Source organism: Stenotrophomonas chelatiphaga (genome assembly GCF_001431535.1).
GTDB classification, from domain to species: Bacteria; Pseudomonadota; Gammaproteobacteria; order Xanthomonadales; family Xanthomonadaceae; genus Stenotrophomonas; species Stenotrophomonas chelatiphaga.
The window spans coordinates 59,444-80,214 of record NZ_LDJK01000008.1 but is presented as its reverse complement, the minus strand read 5'-3'; the positions used below and the strand labels follow the sequence as shown (position 1 = coordinate 80,214).

Sequence of the window (20,771 nt, the reverse complement as noted above, 5' to 3'; positions counted from 1 at the left end):
CCGAGGCAGTGGTATCGAAAACCGCACGATTCGCGAATGCTCTTATGTGCCCAGTGCATCAATGCAACGACGCTGCGAGGCCGGCGCCGGCGCTGCGGCATGCAGGCGGCGGTATGACGAGGGCGGACCGTGAGGACCTGCCGAGCTGGAGCGCCCAGATTGGCGCAGGCATCCACCTGCGCCAATGCTGTCGGTCAGGCGATGCCCGCACCACCGGTCACGCCGAAGACTTCACCGGTCAGGTAGCTGCCTTCCTGGCTGGCCAGCAGCACGTAGACCGGCGCGATTTCCACCGGCTGCCCCGGGCGCTTCATCGGGACCTGCGTGCCGAACTTCGTCACCGCATCGGTCGGCTGCCCACCGGATGGCTGCAACGCCGTCCAGAACGGGCCGGGCGCCACCACGTTGGCACGGATGCCTTTCTCCACAAGCTGCGCCGACAGCGCCTTGGTATAGGCCACGATGCCGGCCTTTGTGGTGGCGTAGTCGAGCAGGATGGCGGAGGGGTCATACGCCTGCACCGAGGCGGTAGTGATGACCGCCGCACCCGGCGGCAGGTGCGGAACGGCCGCCTGGCAGATCCAGTGCATGGCGTAGAGGTTGGTCTTCATCGTCCTGTCGAAGTCCTCCGCGCTCAGCTCGGCGATGCTGTCGCGGTACTGCTGGCGGGCCGCATTGACCACCAGGATATCCAGGCCGCCGAACGCTTCCACCGTGCGCTCCACCATCGTCCTGCACCATTCCGGATCGGTGATGTCACCCGGCAGTGCCAGCGCCTTGCGGCCCTCGGCTTCGATCAGGGCAAAGACTTCCTCTGCATCCGATGCTTCGGAGGGCAGGTAGGACAGGGCCACATCAGCACCCTCGCGGGCGTAGGCAATGGCGGCTGCCCGGCCGATGCCGCTGTCGGCGCCGGTGATCAGTGCGCGGCGTCCGCTCAGCTTGCCCGAGCCCTGGTAGCTCGTTTCACCGTGGTCCGGCACCGGATCCATTGCCGCGGCCTTGCCCGGCACCGCCTGCGGCTGGGCGGGGAAGGGCGGCTGCGGGTACTGGCTGCGCGGGTCCTGCATTTTCAGGCGATCATTCATTGTCGATCCTTGTTGTGGAGCGGGGGGAGAGTAGGCGGCTCATGGGCAGCCCAGGGCGTCTGCAATGGTGGCCATGGCCATCACCTGGGCCAGATGGCTCAAGCCTTGCGGGGTATTGCCGAGGTAGTGGCCCGTGGCGGGGTCCACCATTTCGCTGAGCACGCCCTGGCAGCGGCCGAGGGCGCCGTTCAACGCATCCACGCGGTCGCGCGCGTCCGCGACGAAGCCCAGTCGTGCGTAGGCCTCGGCCATCCAGTAGGAGCAGGCGATGAAGCAGCCTTCCTCCTCGGCCATGCCCGAGTAGCGGTAGTGGAAGCCCGACTGGCCCAGCTCACGGTCGATGGCACGCAGGGTGGCCAGCAGGCGGTCCCTGCCGTCGAAACGGAAGCGCACGGCCAACGCCAGTGCTGCGTCCAGCCTGCCGCTGCCGGGATACATTTCGTAGGCCTGCAGGGAGTCGGACCAGCAGTTGGTTTCGATCCATTCACTGATGCGGTCACGTTCGCGCTGCCAGCGGTCACGGCAGGTGGTCGGCAGCTGGCCTTGGTCGGCCAACTCGACCGCCCGCGCCAGCGCCTGCCAGCAGCTGATCTTGGACATCGTGTAATGCTCCAGCTCCGGCAGTTCCCAGATACCGGAATCTTTCGCGCGCCAGTGGTCAGCACACAGGTCCGCGATCCGGGAAAGCAGCTCTGCGCTGGCGCCATCCAGGATGTTGCCCGCGGCCACGAAGCAGAATGCGGTCTCGAAGATATCGCCGTAGATGCCGTGCTGGTGCTGTTCGCCGGCAAGATTTCCTTTCACCACCGGCTGCGAATTGCGGTAGCCATGCATGGGCAGCTCCTGCACCGGCTCCACCTTCTCGCCATCCAGGGTGAAGACCACCTTCGGCCCATGGCGGCGCAGCTGGCGCAGCAGCCAGGTGAAAGCCGCCTTGGATTCTGCTTCCAGGCCTGCGGCGAGGAACGCCTGGATGGTGTATCCGGCGTCGCGCACCCACGCGTAGCGATAATCGAAATTCTTGTCGCCGCCAATGCGCTCGGGCAAAGAGGTAGTGGCGGCAGCGGCAATGGCACCGGAGGGCGAGTACAGCAGCAGCTTCAGCGCCAGTGTGCTGCGAACGAACGTGGCGCGGTCCCACCCGCCGTAGGACACGTTGCGGGCCCACGCTTTCCATTCACGGTCGGTCAGGTCGATGCGGCCATCCACTTCCTCCACCGAAGGTGCCACCAGCGGCTCATCCTCGCCCACCACCAGCGCCACGGTCACGCGCCCACCGGCGCTGACGGTGCATTCACCGCTTGCGCCTTCGTCGGTCCACTGCAGCTGCAGCGCCGGATGATGGATCATCACGCCCAGCAGCCGCTGCACATGGAAGACCACGTGTTCACCGATGGAAGAGCAGTAGGGGCTGGCCGATTGCGCGCGCGTACCGGGGCACATCCGCACGGCGAAACGTACTTCGCCCTCCAGGCCCTCGATGCGCCGCGCCAGCTCGCACCACGGCAGTCGGCCCGCGTTGCCGCTGTTCAGCGATTCGGTCAACGACGCACGGCCAGATGCCGTGGTGAACACGGTTTCCAGCACATTACTCTCCGCCCGGTAGCGCCGTTCGACGGTGCAGGGCTCGGTGGGCGCAATACTGAAGTAGCCACCGTTGGTGGCATCCAGCAGGCGATCAAACAGCGGCGGGCTGTCCATGTTCGGCGCACACCACCAGTCGATGGAACCGTCGCAGCCGGTCAATGCGACCGAGCGCCCTTCGCCCAGCGCCGAGTACTGTTCGATCGGCAGCGCGCCGTCCTGCCTGCGGTCAATGGCAATCGGCGCTTCGCGGTGTGGGGTGCCAGCGGGGTGGGTGGCCTCGGGCAGCGTCGACATCAACGCACCTTCCGGCAAGCGTGCATGGCTGCCGAAACAGCACGGGGGAAGCACATGGTGGATGTCCAGACGTGGGGTGCATTGAAGCTAGACAGCCGCACGCGCAGGCAGGGTGAGGCAGGGCTCAACGCCATGTGATCACTGCACTGCGTTGACACCTGTTTGCACGCGGCGTGGACACGCCGGCGACCATGCTCGCCTCGCTACACGACGAGGTTTTCATGCAACGTCCCGTTCTTTTTCTCCTGCACAGCCTCGGCGCCAGTCATCGCGAATGGCGTGCCGTACAGCGCGCCCTGGGCGAGCAGTTCGAGTGTGTCGCACTGGATATTCCTGGCTTTGGCGGCACTGCCGCGGGCAACGCGACAGACATCGATGCCCTGGTGGACTGGTTCCAGCAGGAAGTGACCGCGCGTGCACCCACCTGCTGGTTCGCCGTCGGCCACAGCATGGGCGGCAAGATCGCCACGCTGCTTGCCGCACGCAGTCGCGACGGCGTGCAGGGGCTGGCAGGCCTGAGCGGCGTGGTGCTGGTGGCGGCATCGCCGCCGTGCCCGGAACCCATGCAGGAGGCGCGACGCGCGAAGATGCTGGACTGGTTCGCCACGGGCGCGCCTACCCGGGCCCATGCTGAAGAATTCATCGACGCCAACACGCACCGTCCGCTGGCCGGCGCTGCCCGCGAAGGGGCCATCGTGGATGTGCTGCGAACCGATCCCATCGCCTGGCGTGCCTGGCTGGAACGCGGCAGCCGCGAGCATCGCCAGCACCAGGCCGCACATCTACGCGTACCGGCGCTGATAATCGCCGGCGCCGAGGACGGCGACCTCGGCGAAGCGGGGCAACGCGCACTGAACGTACCGCACTATCTGCACGCGTCGGTCGACGTCGTGCCAGACGCCGCGCATCTGATTCCGCTCGAGCAGCCCGACTGGCTTGCCCAGCGCATCGCAGCGTGGGCACTGCCGCTGGCTGCGTCCGCGTTGCCCGCAGCGTTCGTCCAACTGCTGGACGCCGAGCGCGTCGCCCCGCGCATGCGAGCCCGCTTGCTGGCCCGCCATGCCACGCCGCTGCCGCTGCAGGAATCGGCGCTGCCCGCTCGCCATCTGGCCGTGCTCACCGCCTTGGCGGCGCGCCTTGTGCCCGGCGCCGATGCCGCCGACCTGGCGCTGCGCGTCGGCCACGCATTGGTGAACCAGGAAAGCGACGGCTGGCGTTTTGCCGACCTGCCCGCCGATGCGGACGCATGGGCGCAGGCGCTGGATCAACTGGATGCGGCCGCCAATGGATTCACCACGCTGGACGCTGCCGCGCAGCACGCCCTGCTTGACCAGGTGCAACGGCAGAGTGCCATTGCGCCGCCGGGCGGCGCCTTGGATCCGGCGCAGTGGGCCCAGTGGTTCGAAGATGCGCGGGCGCTGTTTGCCAGGACATGGATGAGCCTTCCCTCCACCTGGGCCAGCATCGGCTACGACGGCTTTGCCGTCGGCGGCAAGGGTGCGCACAGTCAAGGCTACGAGCACACCGAAGCGGGCACGATCGATGCGTGGCAACTCCGATGCTGAGGGGTGCTGAGCAGGGCCGCGCACCGGCCGGGTCGGTCGATGCGGTCATCATCGGTAGCGGTGCCGGCGGCGCGCCGCTGGCAGCCCGCCTGGCGGAGGCAGGGGTATCGGTGCTGGTGCTGGAAGCGGGCCGCACCTTCAGCCCGGATGATCACCTTGCCGACGAACTGGCCACCGACATCTACTGGATGGAGGAGCGCCTCAGTGGCGGCCAGACCCCTACCGCCTTCGGCGCCAACAATTCCGGCCAGGGTGTGGGCGGGTCTACGCTGCACTGGGGCGCGTTCTGTCCACGCCCTGACCCGCGCGACCTGCGCCTGCGCTCGCTGACAGGGCAGGGGGCAGATTGGCCCATCGCAGCAGCAGAGTTGCTGGCTTACCTACAACGGGTCGAGGCGTTCATCGGCGTATCCGGCCCGGCGCACTACCCATGGGACACGGCCCGCCAGTACAACTACCCGCCCGTGCCGCGCAATGCCTCGGCGCAGGCCATGCAGCGCGGTTGCAATGCGCTGGGCGTGCGCGCCACCGATGCGCCGGCCGCGCTGGTCAGCCAGGCCCGGCAGCAGGCGCACTGGGGCCTGCGCCACGCCTGCAACAACTGTGGTGCGTGCCATCAGGGCTGCAGCAATGGCGCCAAGGCCAGCACGGATACCTCCTGGTTGCCGTGGGCGAGGGCACACGGCGCCACCGTCCGCGATGAAAGCCGGGTCGTGGACCTTGAGCGCGACACCCGTGGCCGCATCAGCGCGGTGGTCTACCAGCGCGAGCATCGCCTGCACCGGGTGAAGTGCTCGGCCGCTTTCCTGTGCGCAGGCGGCGTGGAGACACCGCGCCTGCTGCTCAACCTGGGGCTGGCCAACAGCAGCGGCCAGGTCGGGCGCAACTTCATGGCCCACGTGGCCACCCAAGTGTGGGGGGCGTTCGACGCGGACATGTGCATGAACCGCGGCTACCCGTCCTCGCTCATCACGGAGGATTTCGTTCGCCCGCAGGACGCCTCTTTCGTTGGCGGCTACCTGGTACAGAGCCTGGGCGTGCAGCCGGCGACACTCGCCAACACCTTTGCCCGCGGCGCAGGACTGTGGGGCCAGCCGCTGGTGGATGCCCTGTCCTCCTACCGGCACCTGGCCGGTATCGGCATCAACGGCGAGTGCCTGCCGCAGGACGGGAACCGGTTGACCCTCAGCGATGAACAGGATGCATTCGGCATGCGCCGTGCGCGGGTCGACTTCAGTTATGGACCCAACGAGAAGGCGCTGGACGCGCACGCGCAGGCCCAGTTGGGCCGCATCTGGGAAGCCGCAGGTGCGACGGGCATCTTCGCCGCCGCGCGCTCGGCACACACCTTGGGCACCTGCCGGATGGGCGGTTCGGCCGACACGGCCGTGGTGGACGCCGACGGGCGCAGCTTCGACATCCCCAATCTGTACATCTGCGACAACTCCATCTTCCCCAGCGCGCTGGCCGCCAATCCGGCGCTGACCCAGATGGCGCTGGGCCTGCGTACGGCCGAGCGCTTCCTGCAGGCGCGGCCGCCCCGGGGCACCACTTCCTCCCCCAACAAGGACACATCATGGATCTCGGAATAGAAGGGCGCATTGCGCTGGTCAGCGGCGCTGATTCGGGCATGGGCAAACAGAGCGCACGCGAACTGCTGCAGGCGGGCGTGCGCGTTGCGATCACCGACGTGGCTGACGGCACGCTTGATGAGGCCCTGCAGGAGCTGACGCCGCTGGGCGAGGTGATGGCCGTTGCCGGTGATGTCACCGATGCCAACGATGTCGAGCGGATCTGGGCCACGGTGCGCAGCAGGCTGGGCGACCCCGACATCTACGTCAACGCGGCGGGCGTCACCGGTGCCACCGGCGATTTTCTCGATGTGGACGATGCGGGCTGGCTGCGCACGCTGGACATCAACCTGATGGGCGCCGTGCGCATGTGCCGCCAGGCCATTCCCGCGATGCGCGCAAAGGGCTGGGGGCGGATCGTGCTGTTCGCCTCGGAAGATGCCGTCCAGCCCTATACCGACGAGCTGCCGTACTGCGCCTCCAAGGCGGGCGTGCTGAGCCTGGCCAAGGGTCTGTCCAAGCAGTACGGCAAGGACAACGTCATGATCAATACCGTGTCACCGGCCTTCATCCATACGCCGATGACCGACGCGATGATGCACAAGCGCGCCAAGGAAAAGGGCGTGTCGTTCGACGAGGCGGTGCGCAGCTTCCTGGACGAAGAGCGCCCCGGCATGGTGCTCAAGCGCCGCGGGCGGCCGGAAGAGGTTGCCGCCGCGGTGCTGCTGCTGTGCTCTGAGCGCGCCAGCTTCATCAACGGCGCCAACATCCGGGTCGACTCGGGCTCGGTGTTCACGCTGGCCGGGTAGGGCGGGGTGGCAGCAGGGTAGTGCCGGCCCCTGGCCGGCAACGCCATCGAAGGGCGATGATGCCTAAGAACATCCCCATATTCAACGCAGTAGCCAGTCGAGCTGAACCACCGAGTATGCCGCCCCAGCGCATCAGGGCGGCACATCTCCACTACCCTTTAAAATAAACCTCGAATCAAGCCTCGCCTACGCCCAGTAGCTTGGCCTCGAACTCGCGGAAACGTCGCAGGTAATGCTTGCCGTACTCAACCTGCGTCTCGATGTAAGCAAATGTCTTCGAGCAATATTCGGACACAATCTGCCGATGCGGATAGGGCAGGAGGGCCGCCTCAGCATCAATCGCCACCTTGAGCTGACCAAGCCATGTCCATTCCGGCTCCAGCTTTCCTTCTCCGTCGCCGGCATAGCGACTTTCCAGTGCGTCGGCGACGGAGCGTGTAACGGTGCCATCGATGAGCAGAATTCGGGCAAAGGCACCGGCATCTACCAGATGCAGCCATGCCCTACGGCCCGGCAGGTTCTCTTCTTCGAAAGCAAGCGTGCCAAGGTCTCCGTTGCGAATGTCCTCAACCCACTCGACCGCTTTACCGCGAAGCGAATTCGCTTGTCTGTTACCAAGGTGATCGCGGATCTGTTCTGCAGCCTCCTTGAATTCATCATCGGCTGAGCGATACCGATAGCCGCCGTGCTGATGTGCTGAAAACTCCTCCTGCCCAAGCTCAGGCCCGCCGACGTCATGATGGTCAAGGTAGTGGCTTACCCATAAGCCTACGTTAGTGCCCTTGGGCAGAACGCCGTCATCCATGGCTGTAAGCTGCAGGTGAATATCAATGACATGCAGGAGAACGCCTGCTTCCAGGACTTTGCCGCTATCGATCTCCTGAAGCAACCTCTTTTTCTGCTCCTGATACCGGGTAACGGTCAGTTGCCCTGGCTCGCGCAACCATAGCCACGCCGGCTGTGCTGCGTCGCCTACGATCCAGCGGTGCGTGGAAGTGACTTGGTCAAGGTAGCGCTCATCGATCTCCCCATCGCACCACAAGCGCGCCATCATGGTGGGTGAAACGATTGGCTGCACGGCTCCCACGGCGCGGAAACGCCGATGCATCTCAGCAAGGAATTCAGACGTCGCTTTGCCTGATTGCACCGTTGTCTTGTTGGTGATGGCGGCGAGATCAACCTGGCTCTCGTCAATCAAGTCCGCGCGAAGCAGGGAGCCCACGGCCAGTGAGAAGTTCAGAATAGAGAGCATGGCTTCGTCTGAGCCACGCAGCGCGGGCGCTGCACTGACGAGCCGCTGTACATCGAAGATAAGCGAGCGAACGCTTCTGTAGTTGATGGTATCCAGTTGCTTGAGAACGCCGGACAGTGAATCCAGATTGTCCAGTACGCATCGCTTCAGTGCGGCATCGGTGAGTTGATTTGCCAGTTCCTTGAGCACGGAGCCAGGGTCGGCATCAACGCGTAGCGTCTTGCCAATGACTTTCTCCTTCCAGCGCAAGTAGTCGTCTTCGCCCAACTCGTCTTCGTTGGCGATAACTATGACTTTCAAGCCCATCACATCGACGTACCGATTGATGGTAGCCAACCGCTCAATCAAGGACATGCTCGACCTTTCCAGGTCATCGAAAACAAGCACATGTCCGTCCGGCGAGGCCAGCCACTTCAAGAGCCCGCTGCCGTCAGAATCGCCAAGAACCGCGCCTCCCGCAAACTTGTCGTCTGCGAAGCGAAGTGCAGTCATCAACATGGCGCCGACTGCCTGCGCGGGACGAGAGGTGAGCTTCGGATGGAGCTGTGCAGCGAACTGGCTGAGGAGGTCCATCTCCGTCTGAGAGCCGAAGAAGCTGGCGAACAGTGCCTTGGGATCCTTGCTACTACGGGATCTCTCGTCTGTTGCGTTTGCCTTCGAGTCGACCCCAAAGTAATCCTGGATGAATCGAGTTTTTCCGCATCCCCATGGCCCAGTGATCAACACCGCGGTACCAGGGTCGACCTCGCCGTTGATGTAATCGGCCAGATAGCTGTGGATTCTATCTTTCATGCTCCATCTCCATACGACAGTACCCGCCGGCTAAAGGTGCCACGCGGGCCGTTGAGCCATCGCCACGCCAAGGGGTGAGGAGCCCGCTCGACTGCAGTTCCTTTGCTTGCCATGTGCGTTGTAGAAGCGGCCCGCTATGGCAATGCGTACCAATAATAATGGCTGGGGCAGCGTGGGTATAGGTGGAACTTAGGGTAATTGCTGGGTGTCCCGAAGCGTGCGTAGAGACACGTGCTGGACCCTCAAGATTTGCGAATCTGGACCGATGGATGGAGGGTTGGTGCGCTACGTTCGGACGAAGGCTAGCGGGAGGAGGCGCATCGTACGGCGATATCGGTGTCCTGCATGGTTGGGTGGGCGATAGACGACCGCTGTCGAATTCGCGCCGCGCAACTGTCGGTACCACCCTAATCCTGTCATCTTCATTCATGCGCTCGTATGTCCATGTTTTCAAGGCGTTTTCGCGACCTTACATTTAACGACCTCACAGCTCGTCGAAAGGTGGTGACATAATTAGAGGGGTCGTCGCAGGAAGGTGACACGATTAGCGGGGTGGCCACGCATGATTTCTGTCACGTCCGTACCCATTTCCACGGTCAGTCGCGACGTGCCCGCCTTCGATACAGCTCTATGTGAGATGGGAGCGTGGCCCAGCCTGGCGAAAGCTCTTCCGGCAGGTCGGGGACTAGCGCCCATGCTGCAGACCACAGCCCAGCGCGCCTTATCGCCGGATCGGTTATATGACGATAGCGGTCCCAAGTCAGTGGCTTGGCGGCAGGTTCCTCTTGATGCTTAGGTCCTCGAATTAGCTCTTGAAGGTTCCCGCTGGCGCGAACGAAATTGGTCTGCGGGTAGTCTCGAACCGTGTTCACATTGAAACTCATTTCAAGCAGCAGCTGACGTGCCGAGTGTGCACCTATCCCCCAAGCGGCCGGCCAAGCTGCTCCGAAGTACAGGCTTTGCTCCAGGCTTTCACCAAAGCGCTCTATCAGGTCCAGCACACCCTCTTCGCGATTGGTGAGTGAGGGAATAGATCTAACTACGAAGGTGGAGGAAATATTCCAATCATCAGGGGCCAAGCGGAGAGGCTGGCCATGCTCAGGACAGGTCGTGCGCAGCACCCAGTTCCAACTTCGTCGTATCGAGTAGGGAAATCCACGCTGCTGATCCTCACTCCAGCAGGAGGGGCAGTAGATATTGCGAGCGGAAGGTGCGAGAAGCCACTGGGAATCAGCCTGTCGATGAGCAAGCAGCGTGGATGGCCGAATACCGATGGCAGCCCCCATCCTGCGTAACGCAATGCATGAAGGCAAATCCATGTCACCAGATGGGCATGCCTCGTCCTTATTCAAACACTCCCAAATGGTAGACGCCGAGCACTCGTACAGTGCAGCGACACGAAGCACGAGTGAGCGCAACGACTCATCTGGCCTTGGTGGAGAGATCCACCATCGTTGGCCCGTGGGAGCTGTCCTCACGTTGGGAAGCGCGAACTTGCTTGCAATTGGGCTTGTACTGCAGCGGCCAAGGGAGGTTCGACCCTTGCCCTTTCAAGTAGCTTGATCGTGATCTGTTCTTCCCCTGTTTCGACGGCATGTGCCGCCGCATGGGTTACCAGCTGCATGATGGTCTGAAGCACGCCGCCCGAAAGACGAACTAGCTCCGTCGAGATCGTTGGTGATGAAAGATAGGATGGATGTCTCAGCGGAAGCGCGCGCTCGAGGACGTCTAGGAATTCCGTCAAACGGGCGTCCCGCTTCCAGAGCGGAAGTTCCCGGTATTTAAAGCGAGCGTTGAGGTGTTCGTCTACTTGCATTGCCGCAGGCGCGGCAGATGTGCCTAATATGAGAATAGGGAGTGATAGCTCGTTCATTAGAAACTTTACAGTATCGAGAGCAATCCGCTGCTGGCGCGGAGTTGTGGTCAAGATGTCCTGAATTTCGTCGACGATCAATAATCTTAGCTTTGCAGCGGCACAAAGCTTTAGCACCATGCGTTCGCGGTCACCGCCAGAATACCGCGTCGGATCGGGCACGCCGAATGCACCAAGAATTCGATTGTATAGAGTCCTCGCTTCCCTGGCGTTTGTCATGCTAATCGCTAGGACGGGCAGCGATGCTGTTTTTTCGTTTTCAGCACTTACTGGTGGGTGTCTGCGTATTATCGCTCTGGAGAGCATCGTCTTCCCTGACCCCGGCTTTCCAGATACCACCAGTCCGTTGGCGCGAGTCTGACTAGGCATTCGGATTAGGAATTCTATGTGATCAATTATCGGTTGAAGTCGCTCGTGCGCAATGAAGCGCTCAACAAGCATTCGGCCCGCACGCTCGTCGTTGGACAGCTCCAGTTGAGATCGAATGCTCGGTTCCAAATGGGAAACGCCAGTCATCTCGAGTCCTCAAGTCCATTCTTCGATTTTTGCCGAAGGCGGTTTTTTATATGGGGCGTGATGGATCGTTGAGAGTGGTTCGGGATGGCCCTGGTCACTGGCTTCTTTAGTCTTCTTAGGCCGCGCTCGCCCGCGCGCTCGTAGTGTGCTGACCTGCGCGCCCTCTTCGATTGAATCAGTTAGCTCCAACCCTCTGTCAGTCTCAGCATCAAGTCTGGCTTGCGTAGCCGCGTCGAGACGATGCAAGACACACGACGTGCCTGTTGCCCGTCCGCCAATCAAAGGAACGGTGATGAGTAGCCCATCGTCACGGCGAACCCAAACTGCACTTGGGTCGCGTGGGTCGTACTTAACACGGACTGGTGTGTCGCTCCGAAGCATTGATGAGAGATCTTCATGCCAGTAGCGCGAAGAGTTCAGCTCTATCCCTGTTCGGCGCACACGTCGTATTTCAAATGGCAAGAAGTCGATTCGGAACTCCAACGGTTTCGCGATCAACGGTGGACTCACGTAGTTTCCAGCTGAGTCGGTAAAGGCGCGCTCCCACGCTATTATCGGAGGCATGCCCAAGGCTCTGTGCTTCCTCTGATGATAGAATCTGCAAACCTTCTGAGCCATCCAACTCTGGAATTCAGATAGCGTTAATCGAGCCTTCCCTTCGCTGTCATAGCTGCCACGCTCCTTGATATTGCTAAAGGTCGTGCCAGGAAGCAGATGGGCGATCTTCATGAGAGTGCCAATTAGTCGTTCGATATGCCCTCCGTACTCGGGCGTCCTGACTGGGCGCCACCTCAGCTCGATCTGATGTTCCTCACACCCCCGCGTTAGCGCCATGCTGCGGAAATCTTTGCCGTTGTCTACAAGGATTGTCTTGGGCTTTCCGTACATGGGCCAGATGCCTTCTTCGTTCGACGTATCAGGCTTTGGTAGCGCGAGATGTTCGATGCAAAGCGACACCGAAACTGCCGACGGTGCGTGCATTGCGATATACATTCCTACGACGCACCGAGTTGCTACATCGATAGCAACGGTAACCCAAGGTCGTCCACGTACGGTCAGACGGTCATCGCTCAGAATCATCACGTCGGCTGGCGTATGGTCGATTTGTACTAAATCCAACGGCCGACTCGCAAAGAGGCCGCCGGGGCGCGCTTGCCACATGCGCCTTGCTGCAATGCCTCCCTCGCGGGCGAGGTCGGTAGCCCTGCCGATCTCTCTGTTCAACCGGATCAGCACTGCCTTTCGGGACGGAGTTGCCAGTCCTAGTCGCCGTGCCATTGCTTGGGCACGTAAGACAACATACTCTTTTGGAGGCTTTTCGCGACGCATGTAATGCTTAGCGATAGCGTGCCGAATCAATGCGTCTACGCGTGGATCAAGTCGATTTAAGCCCACTGGTGGCCCGGCAGGAATCCGAGCCAGCGTCGTTGTTCTCGGATTGTTGATGTACTTCGCCCGGATACGCTGAAGCTGTCTTTTCCCGATGCCATATCTTCTAGCCACTTGTTCCAGATCGTGGCCGGTGCAGTGTTCCGTCTTGGCAAGCGAGTCCAGTTCTTTAGCTAGCGCAACGCTTCGCTTCCACTCCAGCTCAGGTATCGCGCCGAGGTCGAGAGCCACGGGCCTCGTCGGAGCTGCTTCGATATGTGTGACAGCGACACGAACCATTTCACCCGTTGCCATATCTCGTGCGCATACATGCGTAAGCGAGTCGGCACCATCAATCTCGATCAAGCGCCCCTTTGCGACGCATACCGTGCCTGGACTCAAGACGATGCTCATTTCGCACCTCCTTTTCTTCCTGAATTGCTCGCATCGTGCTGGCGACAGGTTCGCGCGCACAAAGCTTCGATGAAGCTCGGCGCGAGCGACAGTTGGGTAGTGATAGGGTGTTTTGCAGTCATTGGGTCGTCCTACCAGCGGCCTTTACGGCTCGCTAGGCGTAATCACAGATAGCCCGCCGTAAGTGAATAGGGCAGGAGCACTTGACATTCGTAGGGGGTGCCCGGAACATGGCTGCGACGGCGCTAAAACCGGTCACATTCACCTACTAGGCCCTGCATTGCCGTGCGGGGCTTAGTTCGTTCTGAGCAATAGCGAACTCATCCGCTCATAGTGAATTCCTCGTCTGTGGTTGTGTCAATCGTGGCTCGAGAGGCGTGTTTCGGAGGCTTGAGCAATTTTCAGACCAAGTCCGCGTCCAGTTGGACTGGCAAGCAGCCAGTGCCCTGCGTACTCCGCGCATACATGGAAGGCAGACCTTCGCCGACAAGCTGGCATAGGTTAAGCGCGAGCGCAAGCGCACATGCCGCATAAGCTATTGATATGAATGATATTTATATATCGCAGTTGTTTCTGGATAGATCGACAGGCAGTCCGTCTTATTGATCGCACAGCCATAAGTTGTCCGCCGATTCCGACCATAAGTTGTCCACTATTGAGGTGAAGCAGGATGACTCAAGGCGCTTTCGAGCCAGGAGATCACGTCGTCTCGCCGAGCGAACCAACCGCGGCGCCCTTCCAGAAGGAACATTTCGATCGGCAGGCGCCCGGTTCTACGTGCCTTTGCAAGCGCCTCGCGTGTCGGGAAACCCATGAGCCGTGCCGTATCGGCGGCCGAAAGGATGGGTGAATCAGGCACGTGTACGGCGGTGGCGAGGACGCTCAATCGGTCCTTCGCCGCTGGAGCTGCAGCAGCCTTCTCTGACATAGCGCAATCCTCGCAGTAGGTCAGACCTATATACACGTCTTCGGGCAGGAGTTCGGCTCTCTGAGCGGACAACTTATGGTCGCAGGAACACTTATATGCGTGCCCCCCAAAGATGACCACTTCGGGCCACTTGCGGTGACGAAGACGCCGAAAGATGTCCTTTCCGCGAAGCGATAGTGGACGAAGCTAATGCTCTTCCGCCCGATTTCTCGCTGCGGCAGCTGCGCTCGAACGGTAATTGTCGCTTGAAGCGTCGGCAGGCGCTCACATCTGCTGACTATGGTGGATCTACGTTAACGTCGGCGGATCCTGTATCACGTGGTATCGGCTTACGACCCACGCAAAGTACTCCAATACGCTGGAAACGTGGTAGGGGGCTTGAGGGTAGGATTGAGTCAAGACAGTTATCAGTTCGTGACGGCACGCCACTGAATCATCAGCGTAGAAGACAGCGCGGTACCAGTCGTCTTGTGACCATTCAGTCGGCCGCTTCAAAATGAGCTTCCTGTATCCCGAAGGCTCCAAGCCCGGCAGTGAGACGATGCTGCCACTGTCGTAGTCTGTGTCCATTGCACCCTCCGAGGGACCGCTGTCATCATCAAGTTGATGTTAGCCGGTTGAGCGGTGAATTCCGTACTACACGGCGCGGCTGATTGAACGTCGCTGCGCAGTACTGGGTCAGCGCGTAGTTTGGGCCGGCGATTACGACAGGGTTGACATTGGCTTCCGGCGGTACGTGAACGAACAGTGAGATCGGGCCTGGCCTCGGCGCCTTGGACGTTCTCAACGTGATACTGGTGCTTTAGCGCATAAATGACGCGAGAGAGCGCTAACCCGGTAGCTGTTTTATCTCGGATAGCTTCTGCAACTGCTGGAGATGATCGGGCCGTCGTTTAGCTAGCCATCGAACGATCGCGGCATTGTTAAGCAAGGCCGTCCCGACGTGTGTCTTTATGATTTCAAGTTGCAGACTGGCTGGGCCGAAGCCTTCCTGCAGGGTCTCCGTATCGGCCTGCAGTGCAGCCAACTCCTGCTCCAATCGCTTGAGTGCTTCGTTAGGCGTTACGTCTGAGGATCGCTGAGCAACCTCAGGAATCAACTGATCCGGGGAGCTGTTGCGCAACAGGGCCACGGCCAGTCTAGTTGAATAGGTATTTAAGTTGACCATGGTCTGGGCCACGTCAACCTGCCGCAACGGCTTCATCTGTCGCAGGACCTTGAACATGCCTGAAGTCGCTGGCTTCTCGGCCAGTAGCACGACGGCCTCGGGGCAGATCCCATCCAGAAGCTTGAACTTGGCCCGGATAGTGTTGGCCGACAAGTCCAAGGCGTCGGCAAGCTGCGCGACTGAAACGCCTCCTTCTGCTGCCCTCAGGATCATCTTGTGCGCTTGGATGACTGAGAGGCCGTTAACCCGCTTGTTGTAGGTATAGCCCTCGTCGTCTGTCGAGATCAGGCACAACGCTTTGCCCACCCCTAGGTCCTTGAGGGCTTCCAGCCGCATCTGGCCATCTAGGACGAGGAAACGCCCGGGCTGATCTTGGTCCAGCGTCACGATGATCGGCTCGACGATGCCTATGGTTTCGATCGACTTGAGGATCTGTCGATACTTGACAGACGTTCTTGCACCGGCTGGCAAGGAAACCGTGGCTGCCAAGAGGGAAACATCTACGTCGATACAATTCTTCTCAAAGGCCAGTCTCGGTCCGGCTGATTTGTTACTCATCGGCGCGCCCCCTTAGGCGGTACCAGGTCTGCGAGCGGCCGAGGAATGGAGGTCAGTTTCTGCGATCTGAGCAGCGCCACGAACTCTTCGTCGGCATAGAGTTCCTTGAAGACCTGCCTTGCGACAAGCAAGGACTGCTGCACATACTCCGACTTCATCTGGATGCGTTGATGGGCCTCCACGTCTCGCTTGTACAGCTTGGCCAACTCCTCCCTTGTCATGGGTTTTCGATGACCACTCTTCACGAACCCATTGTTGGTCTTTTTGCCGCTTCGATTCCGGTGCTCAAGGATCTGCCGGATTCGAAAGACCTGCTTTCCTCTGAGGTCACCTTTCTCATACGCCTCTTGCAGCAGCTGCTGCGTCTCAACGTCGCTTGCACGAGCGATGCCCACGGCGAGGTGCAACGGAATATGACCTGCTTCCGCTGCGGCCAAAAGACGCTTCTCTCCTTTCTGAAGAAGGGTGGTCACATTGTTAACCCAGGACGGAGAGCACCCCAGCTTCTCTGCCACCTGAGAGTCTGAGTAGCCGCGCTCCCGGAGGAGGCGCACATGCTCAAGCGTCTCAGCGGCGCGAGGCGTTCGACGAGCGACGTTCTCCACGATACTCATGATGTGCGCAGTGCTTTCGTCCACTTCAACAATGAACGCCGCGATCTCCCGATGTCCTAGAAGACGGCAGGCTTCCATGCGCCCCTGACCGCACACCAGGGCGAAGGGCTGGCCAGTCGTCGCATCGGGTGTTCGGCGGACAGTAATAGGCCGCTTAAGCCCGACCTGTTCGATGCTTTTGACGATAAGTTTGTGGGCCCGCTCATTGCGGGCTCGGGGGTTGGCTATGGCAATGTCGTCGATGTCCACCATGACCACTTTGGAAGAAGTCGCATGGTTGGAAGGCGGGGACTTCTTCATGCACTCTCCTTCAGCGGCGCTCGGCCGGCCATGTAGTAGAAGTTGTGGAGGTCATCGGTGCGATACAAATCCAGCCAAAGGCCGTTGTTGGTATGGCGCGGCTGTTCCGACTGACTAAAGTCCAACGCAGGGAACACGTAGTAGTCGTAAGGCACCCGATTGTCTGCGTCGAGCCTAGTGACCAAAGTCACGTCAGGCTGGAGCCCGGCGTCGAAGCGAATGCGCCAGCGCATGCCCCCAGCAGGGGTGGGCTTGCAGGGAGCGACCACCAGCGATGCAGTGAACTCACCGTTGACCAACAAGAGGCCAGTGTTGCCATGGGGCTGCACGTGCCCGCCGCTTGCTTGGATCTGTCGGCTCATATGTTCAACGATGGTTGGGTACATCTCGCGCAATGCGCGATTGATCTCCAGGTAGGCGTAGTCACGGGCTGGGGTGTAGCCGACCAGCTTATAGGCCCTTAGGAGGCTGCCAAAGCGAGAGCGGTAAGCCGAGCTGGAGGGCAGGGCTTCCTCTTCATCAATCATCAATCCGGACAGGGCGCCGTGCCTGGACAGAAGCAGTCGGAGCATGGACAAAAGCTGGTCATCGTCGTAGTGGCGGCAGCGCTCGGCAATGATCTGCCTGACCTGAAGGAACTGTTCCACTGGCACGATGGCTTCAAAGGCGTCAGCTCTTCGTACCCACTCCTCCGGGGGATTTCTGACGTGCTGGGCTTTCAGTTTAAAAGAGGTTCGGTTGTATACGTTGTTGCCAATGTATTTTTCGTTGGTCAAGATCTGGTGGACCACCCCGCGTGACCATGGCCGACCGGTTTCCGAGGCGATGTTCTCTCGATTGAGGACGGCAGCAATTACCCGCTCCGGGCTCCCTCTGAGAAAAAGCTCGTAGATCCGCTGCACTACGTGCCGCTCATCGATGGGGCCCGGCACTAAGACGACACGATCGGTTTGTATGCTCTTCTGCTGCCCACGAGCCAGTATCCCTTTCGGGTTGCGCTGTTCGTCCAGAAGCTGCCGACGGAGGCCATAGCCGGCCGTGCCGCCCTGACGGAAGCCGTGCTGGACTATCGTGCAGGCGCCTCGGAAGACCTTTACTGAGAGTTCGCGGCTGTATTCGGCAGCCATGCCCCGCTTGAGGCCGATCATGATGGAGGAGGGTAGGGAGCCGTCGTTCTGGAACGGCTCCGCGCAGTAGACGATGGCTACGCCCCGACGCTTACAGGCATGGACATAGCTGGCAGCCTCATCCGGGTCAGGAAAACGGCCCCAGCGGCTCACGTCATAGACCAGGATGAGCTCGAAGTCCTGGCCAGGGGCTTGGACATCGTTAAGTAGCCGCTGCAAGCCGGGCCGTCCCTTCAAGGTTAGGCCACTCTTGCCGGCATCCTCGTAAGTTCGAACAATCTCAATGCCATGGGCTTTGGCGTAATCGGCAATTGCTGAGGCTTGGTTCTCGGTCGAGTAGCGCTGATGCTCCGTCGACATCCGCACATACTGCGCTGCGCGAAGGCCGGCCGCTGACTTATATGCCGAGCTACTTGGCACTTCACGCTCCGATAACACCGAGAGTTCCCAGTCAGTTTGAAGTGGTCATCAGACGCTATCGACGTCTTCTGACGGTCCCATGACCTTTTGAACTCCTGTCTGAATAAATCATGTTCGTGAGGCGTTGGCGCCCTCATCAGAACCGAGATGGAAAACCTTAGGATTGATGGAGGAGTGGGAACCAAGTACAGGCGGTAGTCATCGCGGTAACACGGACCTGGCCCACGTCCGAAAATTGTCCGGAACGGCCCCGGGCCTAGCAAATAAGGGATTGGTGCCGCCATCCAGTTTAAGATTAGGGATCGTTATCAGGAGTACGACCGATAACCGCTTCCGGCTGGTACGAGTCGTCCGATCAAGGGATCGCGACTTTAATAAGAGTCCAGAGGTCGCCTCTATAAGGCGACTCTGCCCGATTGAGCTTTTCGCTCAGAAGGCAGCAGGGAAGACGCATTGGGAAGCGATCCGGACCAGTTCAGGGCTGCGACTTTTTGGAGCTCGTAAGTTCCGGCCAGGCGGCCATGGCTGAGGCGATGACCGAATTCAGTTCGCCCGTCCCGCTCCCACCCCGCGCGGCCAGACTCAGGCCCTTGTGAACGGTGGCATAGAAGGAGGCCACGGCATCGATGTCGGTCCCTGCGGGGACATCGCCATCTTCGAGGCCTTTGCGGAGGCGCGTCGAAAAGTTTTCGCTATTGGCCTTGCGCATGTCGAACAGTCTCGTCACGAGCTCGACAGAAAGGTCGCCGGCTTCTCCTGCCGTCTGTTCGACCATGCAACCGCTCGGGAAATCGGTGCGGGAGAAGACGGTCACGGCGTTGCGCAACAGGCCCTCGATACTCTGCCGCGCCGTCGGTAGCTGCATGGCGCGCAGGACCATGTCCTGGTGAAGCGACACGTAATGATCGAGGGCTTCACGATAAAGGCTCGCCTTGGAACCGAAAGCCGCATAGATGCTCGGCGAAGCGATCCCCATTGCGGCGATCAGATCGTTCATCGAGGTGGGGGCAAAGCCCTTCGCCCAGAACACGCGCATCGCGCGGTCCAGCACCTCTGATCGATTGAAGCCGACTGGGCGGCCCCGCCTGGAAGCGGCCGGAGTGGACGGGAGCGACATGTCACTGATCCTTTTTTTGCCAATCATTACATAAATCGCTTGCGCCTACGAAATGCAGCAGGTATGTTTTATGTGTCGATCAATACAGAACTAATTCGCAGGAGAATTGCCATGAACCATCTGTCCCTCCCCTTGGCGGGTAAGCGAGCCCTGGTTACCGGTGCCGCGCGCGGCATCGGGGCAGCAATCGCGTTGAAATTGGCCGAAGACGGCGCCGATGTCGCCATTACCTATGAGAAGTCTGCAGAAAAGGCCGAGACGCTGGCCGCGGAGATTCGCGACCTAGGCCGCAACGCTGTTGCAATTCGGGCCGACGCGGCTAGCCCTGAAGCCTCGATCGCGGCCGTCGAACGTACCGCCGCCGATCTGGGTGGCCTGGACATCCTGGTGAATAACGCGGGCGTTCTTATTGCAGGCTCTTTCCCTGACCAGTCGCTGGAAGAGATGGACCTGCAGTTGAACGTCAACGTACGCGGGGTTTTCGTGACGACCCAGGCGGCGCTGAAACACATCCCGAACGGCGGACGCATCGTCACGATCGGCAGCAATGCGGGGCTGGCCGTTCCGTTCGCCGGCATCGCGGTATATGCGGCTACCAAATCGGCGATGGAGAGCTTCACCCGCGGGCTCGCGCGTGAGTTGGGGCCTCGTGCCATCACCGTCAATCTGGTCCGCCCGGGCCCAATCGATACTGACATGAACCCTGCCGACGGCCCGCTTGCGTCTTCCATCCTCCCGAGCCTGTCCATCGCCCGCTACGGAAAAACTCGTGAAGTCGCCGAAGCTGTCGCCTTCCTCGCCGGACCCGGCGCCGCCTATGTGACCGGCTCCGGCATACTCGTTGATGGCGGCATCAGCGCATGAGTAACCGCCGGTGAAGGCGCTGGCTATCCGGCTCGCGCTTCCAATGGCGACCCACTCAGCACAGTGAATCCAAAGAGAGAGAACATGACGAAGATGATGGTGGTTTGCGCGGGTGACGCCGGCGTGCGATTTGATCGGGACTATTACGCGAACGACCACTTCAAACTAGCGAAGGCGTGCTGGGAGGAGCATGGTCTTCAATCTGCCGAAGCCTTCTTCCCATACGCGGAGACCGGCAACTGGCTATCAGTAGGCGTATACACTTTCTCGTCGGAGCAGGCGATGCGTGCCGCACTGGCAAACCCGAGGACGCAGCAAGTGATGGACGATGTGAAAAACTTTACCGACGCCACCGTCGTGCTCCGAAGCTTGTTTACAGAATCATGAGCGAGCAGCTCTTCGCCACGCCGGGAAGTCCGAAGATCAGCGGACGAAGCTTGCGCTATCGCGACGACACATAGTCGCCATCGACGATTTCGACGTTCGACGCCTAAGCAATGGGCGACGGGACCGGCAGCGCAAGCGGCTCATACCGGTGATGCGTGC

Annotated in this window: 14 protein-coding genes and 1 pseudogene; 5 read left to right on the top strand and 10 right to left on the bottom strand. The window is 60.7% G+C overall.

Annotation, left to right across the window (positions count from 1 at the left end; all coding sequences use genetic code 11):
- Positions 1-194 precede the first annotated feature (194 nt).
- On the bottom strand, positions 195-1,088 hold the full coding sequence (locus ABB28_RS03160; RefSeq protein WP_057507227.1) for an SDR family oxidoreductase: 894 nt from the start codon (positions 1,086-1,088) through the stop codon (positions 195-197).
- Positions 1,089-1,127: 39 nt separating this feature from the next.
- A complete protein-coding gene (locus ABB28_RS03155; RefSeq protein WP_083491891.1) occupies positions 1,128-2,969 on the bottom strand; it encodes a glycoside hydrolase family 15 protein in 1,842 nt (613 codons plus the stop codon).
- Between the two features lie 221 nt (positions 2,970-3,190).
- On the opposite strand from ABB28_RS03155, the gene ABB28_RS03150 reads away from it, so the two are divergent.
- The 3 genes and pseudogenes from ABB28_RS03150 to ABB28_RS03140 all read left to right on the top strand — a co-directional run bounded on the left by ABB28_RS03150 (position 3,191) and on the right by ABB28_RS03140 (position 6,914).
- The gene (locus ABB28_RS03150) at positions 3,191-4,534 is read left to right on the top strand and encodes an alpha/beta hydrolase (RefSeq protein WP_057507226.1); all 1,344 of its coding nucleotides are present in this window, start codon (positions 3,191-3,193) and stop codon (positions 4,532-4,534) included.
- Positions 4,528-6,060 (top strand): annotated as a pseudogene (locus ABB28_RS03145) (GMC family oxidoreductase); the annotation flags it as partial. The gene ABB28_RS03150 and the pseudogene ABB28_RS03145, both read left to right, overlap by 7 nt.
- Positions 6,061-6,110: 50 nt before the next feature.
- The gene (locus ABB28_RS03140; RefSeq protein ID WP_057507224.1) at positions 6,111-6,914 is read left to right on the top strand and encodes an SDR family NAD(P)-dependent oxidoreductase; all 804 of its coding nucleotides are present in this window, start codon (positions 6,111-6,113) and stop codon (positions 6,912-6,914) included.
- Positions 6,915-7,089: 175 nt separating this feature from the next.
- Here ABB28_RS03140 and ABB28_RS03135 read toward each other — a convergent pair whose 3' ends face one another.
- The 8 genes from ABB28_RS03135 to ABB28_RS03110 all read right to left on the bottom strand — a co-directional run bounded on the left by ABB28_RS03135 (position 7,090) and on the right by ABB28_RS03110 (position 19,361).
- A complete protein-coding gene (locus tag ABB28_RS03135; protein ID WP_057507223.1) occupies positions 7,090-8,958 on the bottom strand; it encodes a P-loop NTPase fold protein in 1,869 nt (622 codons plus the stop codon).
- 596 nt (positions 8,959-9,554) lie between these two features.
- A complete protein-coding gene (locus ABB28_RS18515; RefSeq protein ID WP_425479502.1) occupies positions 9,555-10,436 on the bottom strand; it encodes a TniQ family protein in 882 nt (293 codons plus the stop codon).
- Positions 10,433-11,347: a TniB family NTP-binding protein gene (locus ABB28_RS17660; protein WP_083491889.1), complete on the bottom strand. Its 915-nt coding sequence runs from the start codon at positions 11,345-11,347 to the stop codon at positions 10,433-10,435. The genes ABB28_RS18515 and ABB28_RS17660 overlap by 4 nt, the downstream gene beginning before the upstream one ends.
- 9 nt (positions 11,348-11,356) lie before the next feature.
- Positions 11,357-13,129 (bottom strand): Mu transposase C-terminal domain-containing protein, encoded by a 1,773-nt coding sequence (locus ABB28_RS17655; protein ID WP_083491888.1) that lies wholly within the window; start codon positions 13,127-13,129, stop codon positions 11,357-11,359.
- A 1,757-nt stretch (positions 13,130-14,886) separates the two neighbouring features.
- The gene (locus ABB28_RS03125) at positions 14,887-15,783 is read right to left on the bottom strand and encodes a plasmid partitioning protein RepB C-terminal domain-containing protein (protein ID WP_057507221.1); all 897 of its coding nucleotides are present in this window, start codon (positions 15,781-15,783) and stop codon (positions 14,887-14,889) included.
- Positions 15,780-16,697, bottom strand: coding sequence for a plasmid partitioning protein RepB C-terminal domain-containing protein (locus ABB28_RS03120; protein ID WP_057507220.1), 918 nt, complete (start codon positions 16,695-16,697; stop codon positions 15,780-15,782). Before ABB28_RS03120 ends, ABB28_RS03125 begins: the two co-directional genes overlap by 4 nt.
- Positions 16,694-18,190 (bottom strand): recombinase family protein, encoded by a 1,497-nt coding sequence (locus ABB28_RS03115; protein ID WP_275452886.1) that lies wholly within the window; start codon positions 18,188-18,190, stop codon positions 16,694-16,696. The genes ABB28_RS03120 and ABB28_RS03115 overlap by 4 nt, the downstream gene beginning before the upstream one ends.
- 529 nt (positions 18,191-18,719) lie before the next feature.
- Positions 18,720-19,361, bottom strand: a complete 642-nt coding sequence (locus ABB28_RS03110; protein WP_057507218.1) for a TetR/AcrR family transcriptional regulator — start codon at positions 19,359-19,361, stop codon at positions 18,720-18,722.
- 111 nt (positions 19,362-19,472) lie between these two features.
- On the opposite strand from ABB28_RS03110, the gene ABB28_RS03105 reads away from it, so the two are divergent.
- Together ABB28_RS03105 and ABB28_RS03100 are read left to right on the top strand one after the other, a co-directional pair.
- On the top strand, positions 19,473-20,225 hold the full coding sequence (locus tag ABB28_RS03105; protein ID WP_057507217.1) for an SDR family oxidoreductase: 753 nt from the start codon (positions 19,473-19,475) through the stop codon (positions 20,223-20,225).
- Between the two features lie 84 nt (positions 20,226-20,309).
- Positions 20,310-20,612 carry an EthD family reductase gene (locus tag ABB28_RS03100; protein WP_083491885.1) on the top strand — a complete coding sequence of 101 codons (303 nt, stop codon included), beginning with the start codon at positions 20,310-20,312 and terminating at the stop codon, positions 20,610-20,612.
- Positions 20,613-20,771: the final 159 nt, after the last annotated feature.

Excerpts from the sequence above, each read along its gene's own strand:
- ABB28_RS03160 (WP_057507227.1), bottom strand. The coding sequence starts at position 1,088 with ATGAATGATCGCCTGAAAATGCAGGACCCGCGCAGCCAGTACCCGCAG.
- ABB28_RS03155 (WP_083491891.1), bottom strand. The coding sequence starts at position 2,969 with ATGTCGACGCTGCCCGAGGCCACCCACCCCGCTGGCACCCCACACCGC.
- ABB28_RS03150 (WP_057507226.1), top strand. The coding sequence starts at position 3,191 with ATGCAACGTCCCGTTCTTTTTCTCCTGCACAGCCTCGGCGCCAGTCAT.
- ABB28_RS03140 (WP_057507224.1), top strand. The coding sequence starts at position 6,111 with ATGGATCTCGGAATAGAAGGGCGCATTGCGCTGGTCAGCGGCGCTGAT.
- ABB28_RS03135 (WP_057507223.1), bottom strand. The coding sequence starts at position 8,958 with ATGAAAGATAGAATCCACAGCTATCTGGCCGATTACATCAACGGCGAG.
- ABB28_RS17660 (WP_083491889.1), bottom strand. The coding sequence starts at position 11,347 with ATGACTGGCGTTTCCCATTTGGAACCGAGCATTCGATCTCAACTGGAG.
- ABB28_RS17655 (WP_083491888.1), bottom strand. The coding sequence starts at position 13,129 with ATGAGCATCGTCTTGAGTCCAGGCACGGTATGCGTCGCAAAGGGGCGC.
- ABB28_RS03125 (WP_057507221.1), bottom strand. The coding sequence starts at position 15,783 with ATGAGTAACAAATCAGCCGGACCGAGACTGGCCTTTGAGAAGAATTGT.
- ABB28_RS03120 (WP_057507220.1), bottom strand. The coding sequence starts at position 16,697 with ATGAAGAAGTCCCCGCCTTCCAACCATGCGACTTCTTCCAAAGTGGTC.
- ABB28_RS03110 (WP_057507218.1), bottom strand. The coding sequence starts at position 19,361 with ATGTCGCTCCCGTCCACTCCGGCCGCTTCCAGGCGGGGCCGCCCAGTC.
- ABB28_RS03105 (WP_057507217.1), top strand. The coding sequence starts at position 19,473 with ATGAACCATCTGTCCCTCCCCTTGGCGGGTAAGCGAGCCCTGGTTACC.
- ABB28_RS03100 (WP_083491885.1), top strand. The coding sequence starts at position 20,310 with ATGACGAAGATGATGGTGGTTTGCGCGGGTGACGCCGGCGTGCGATTT.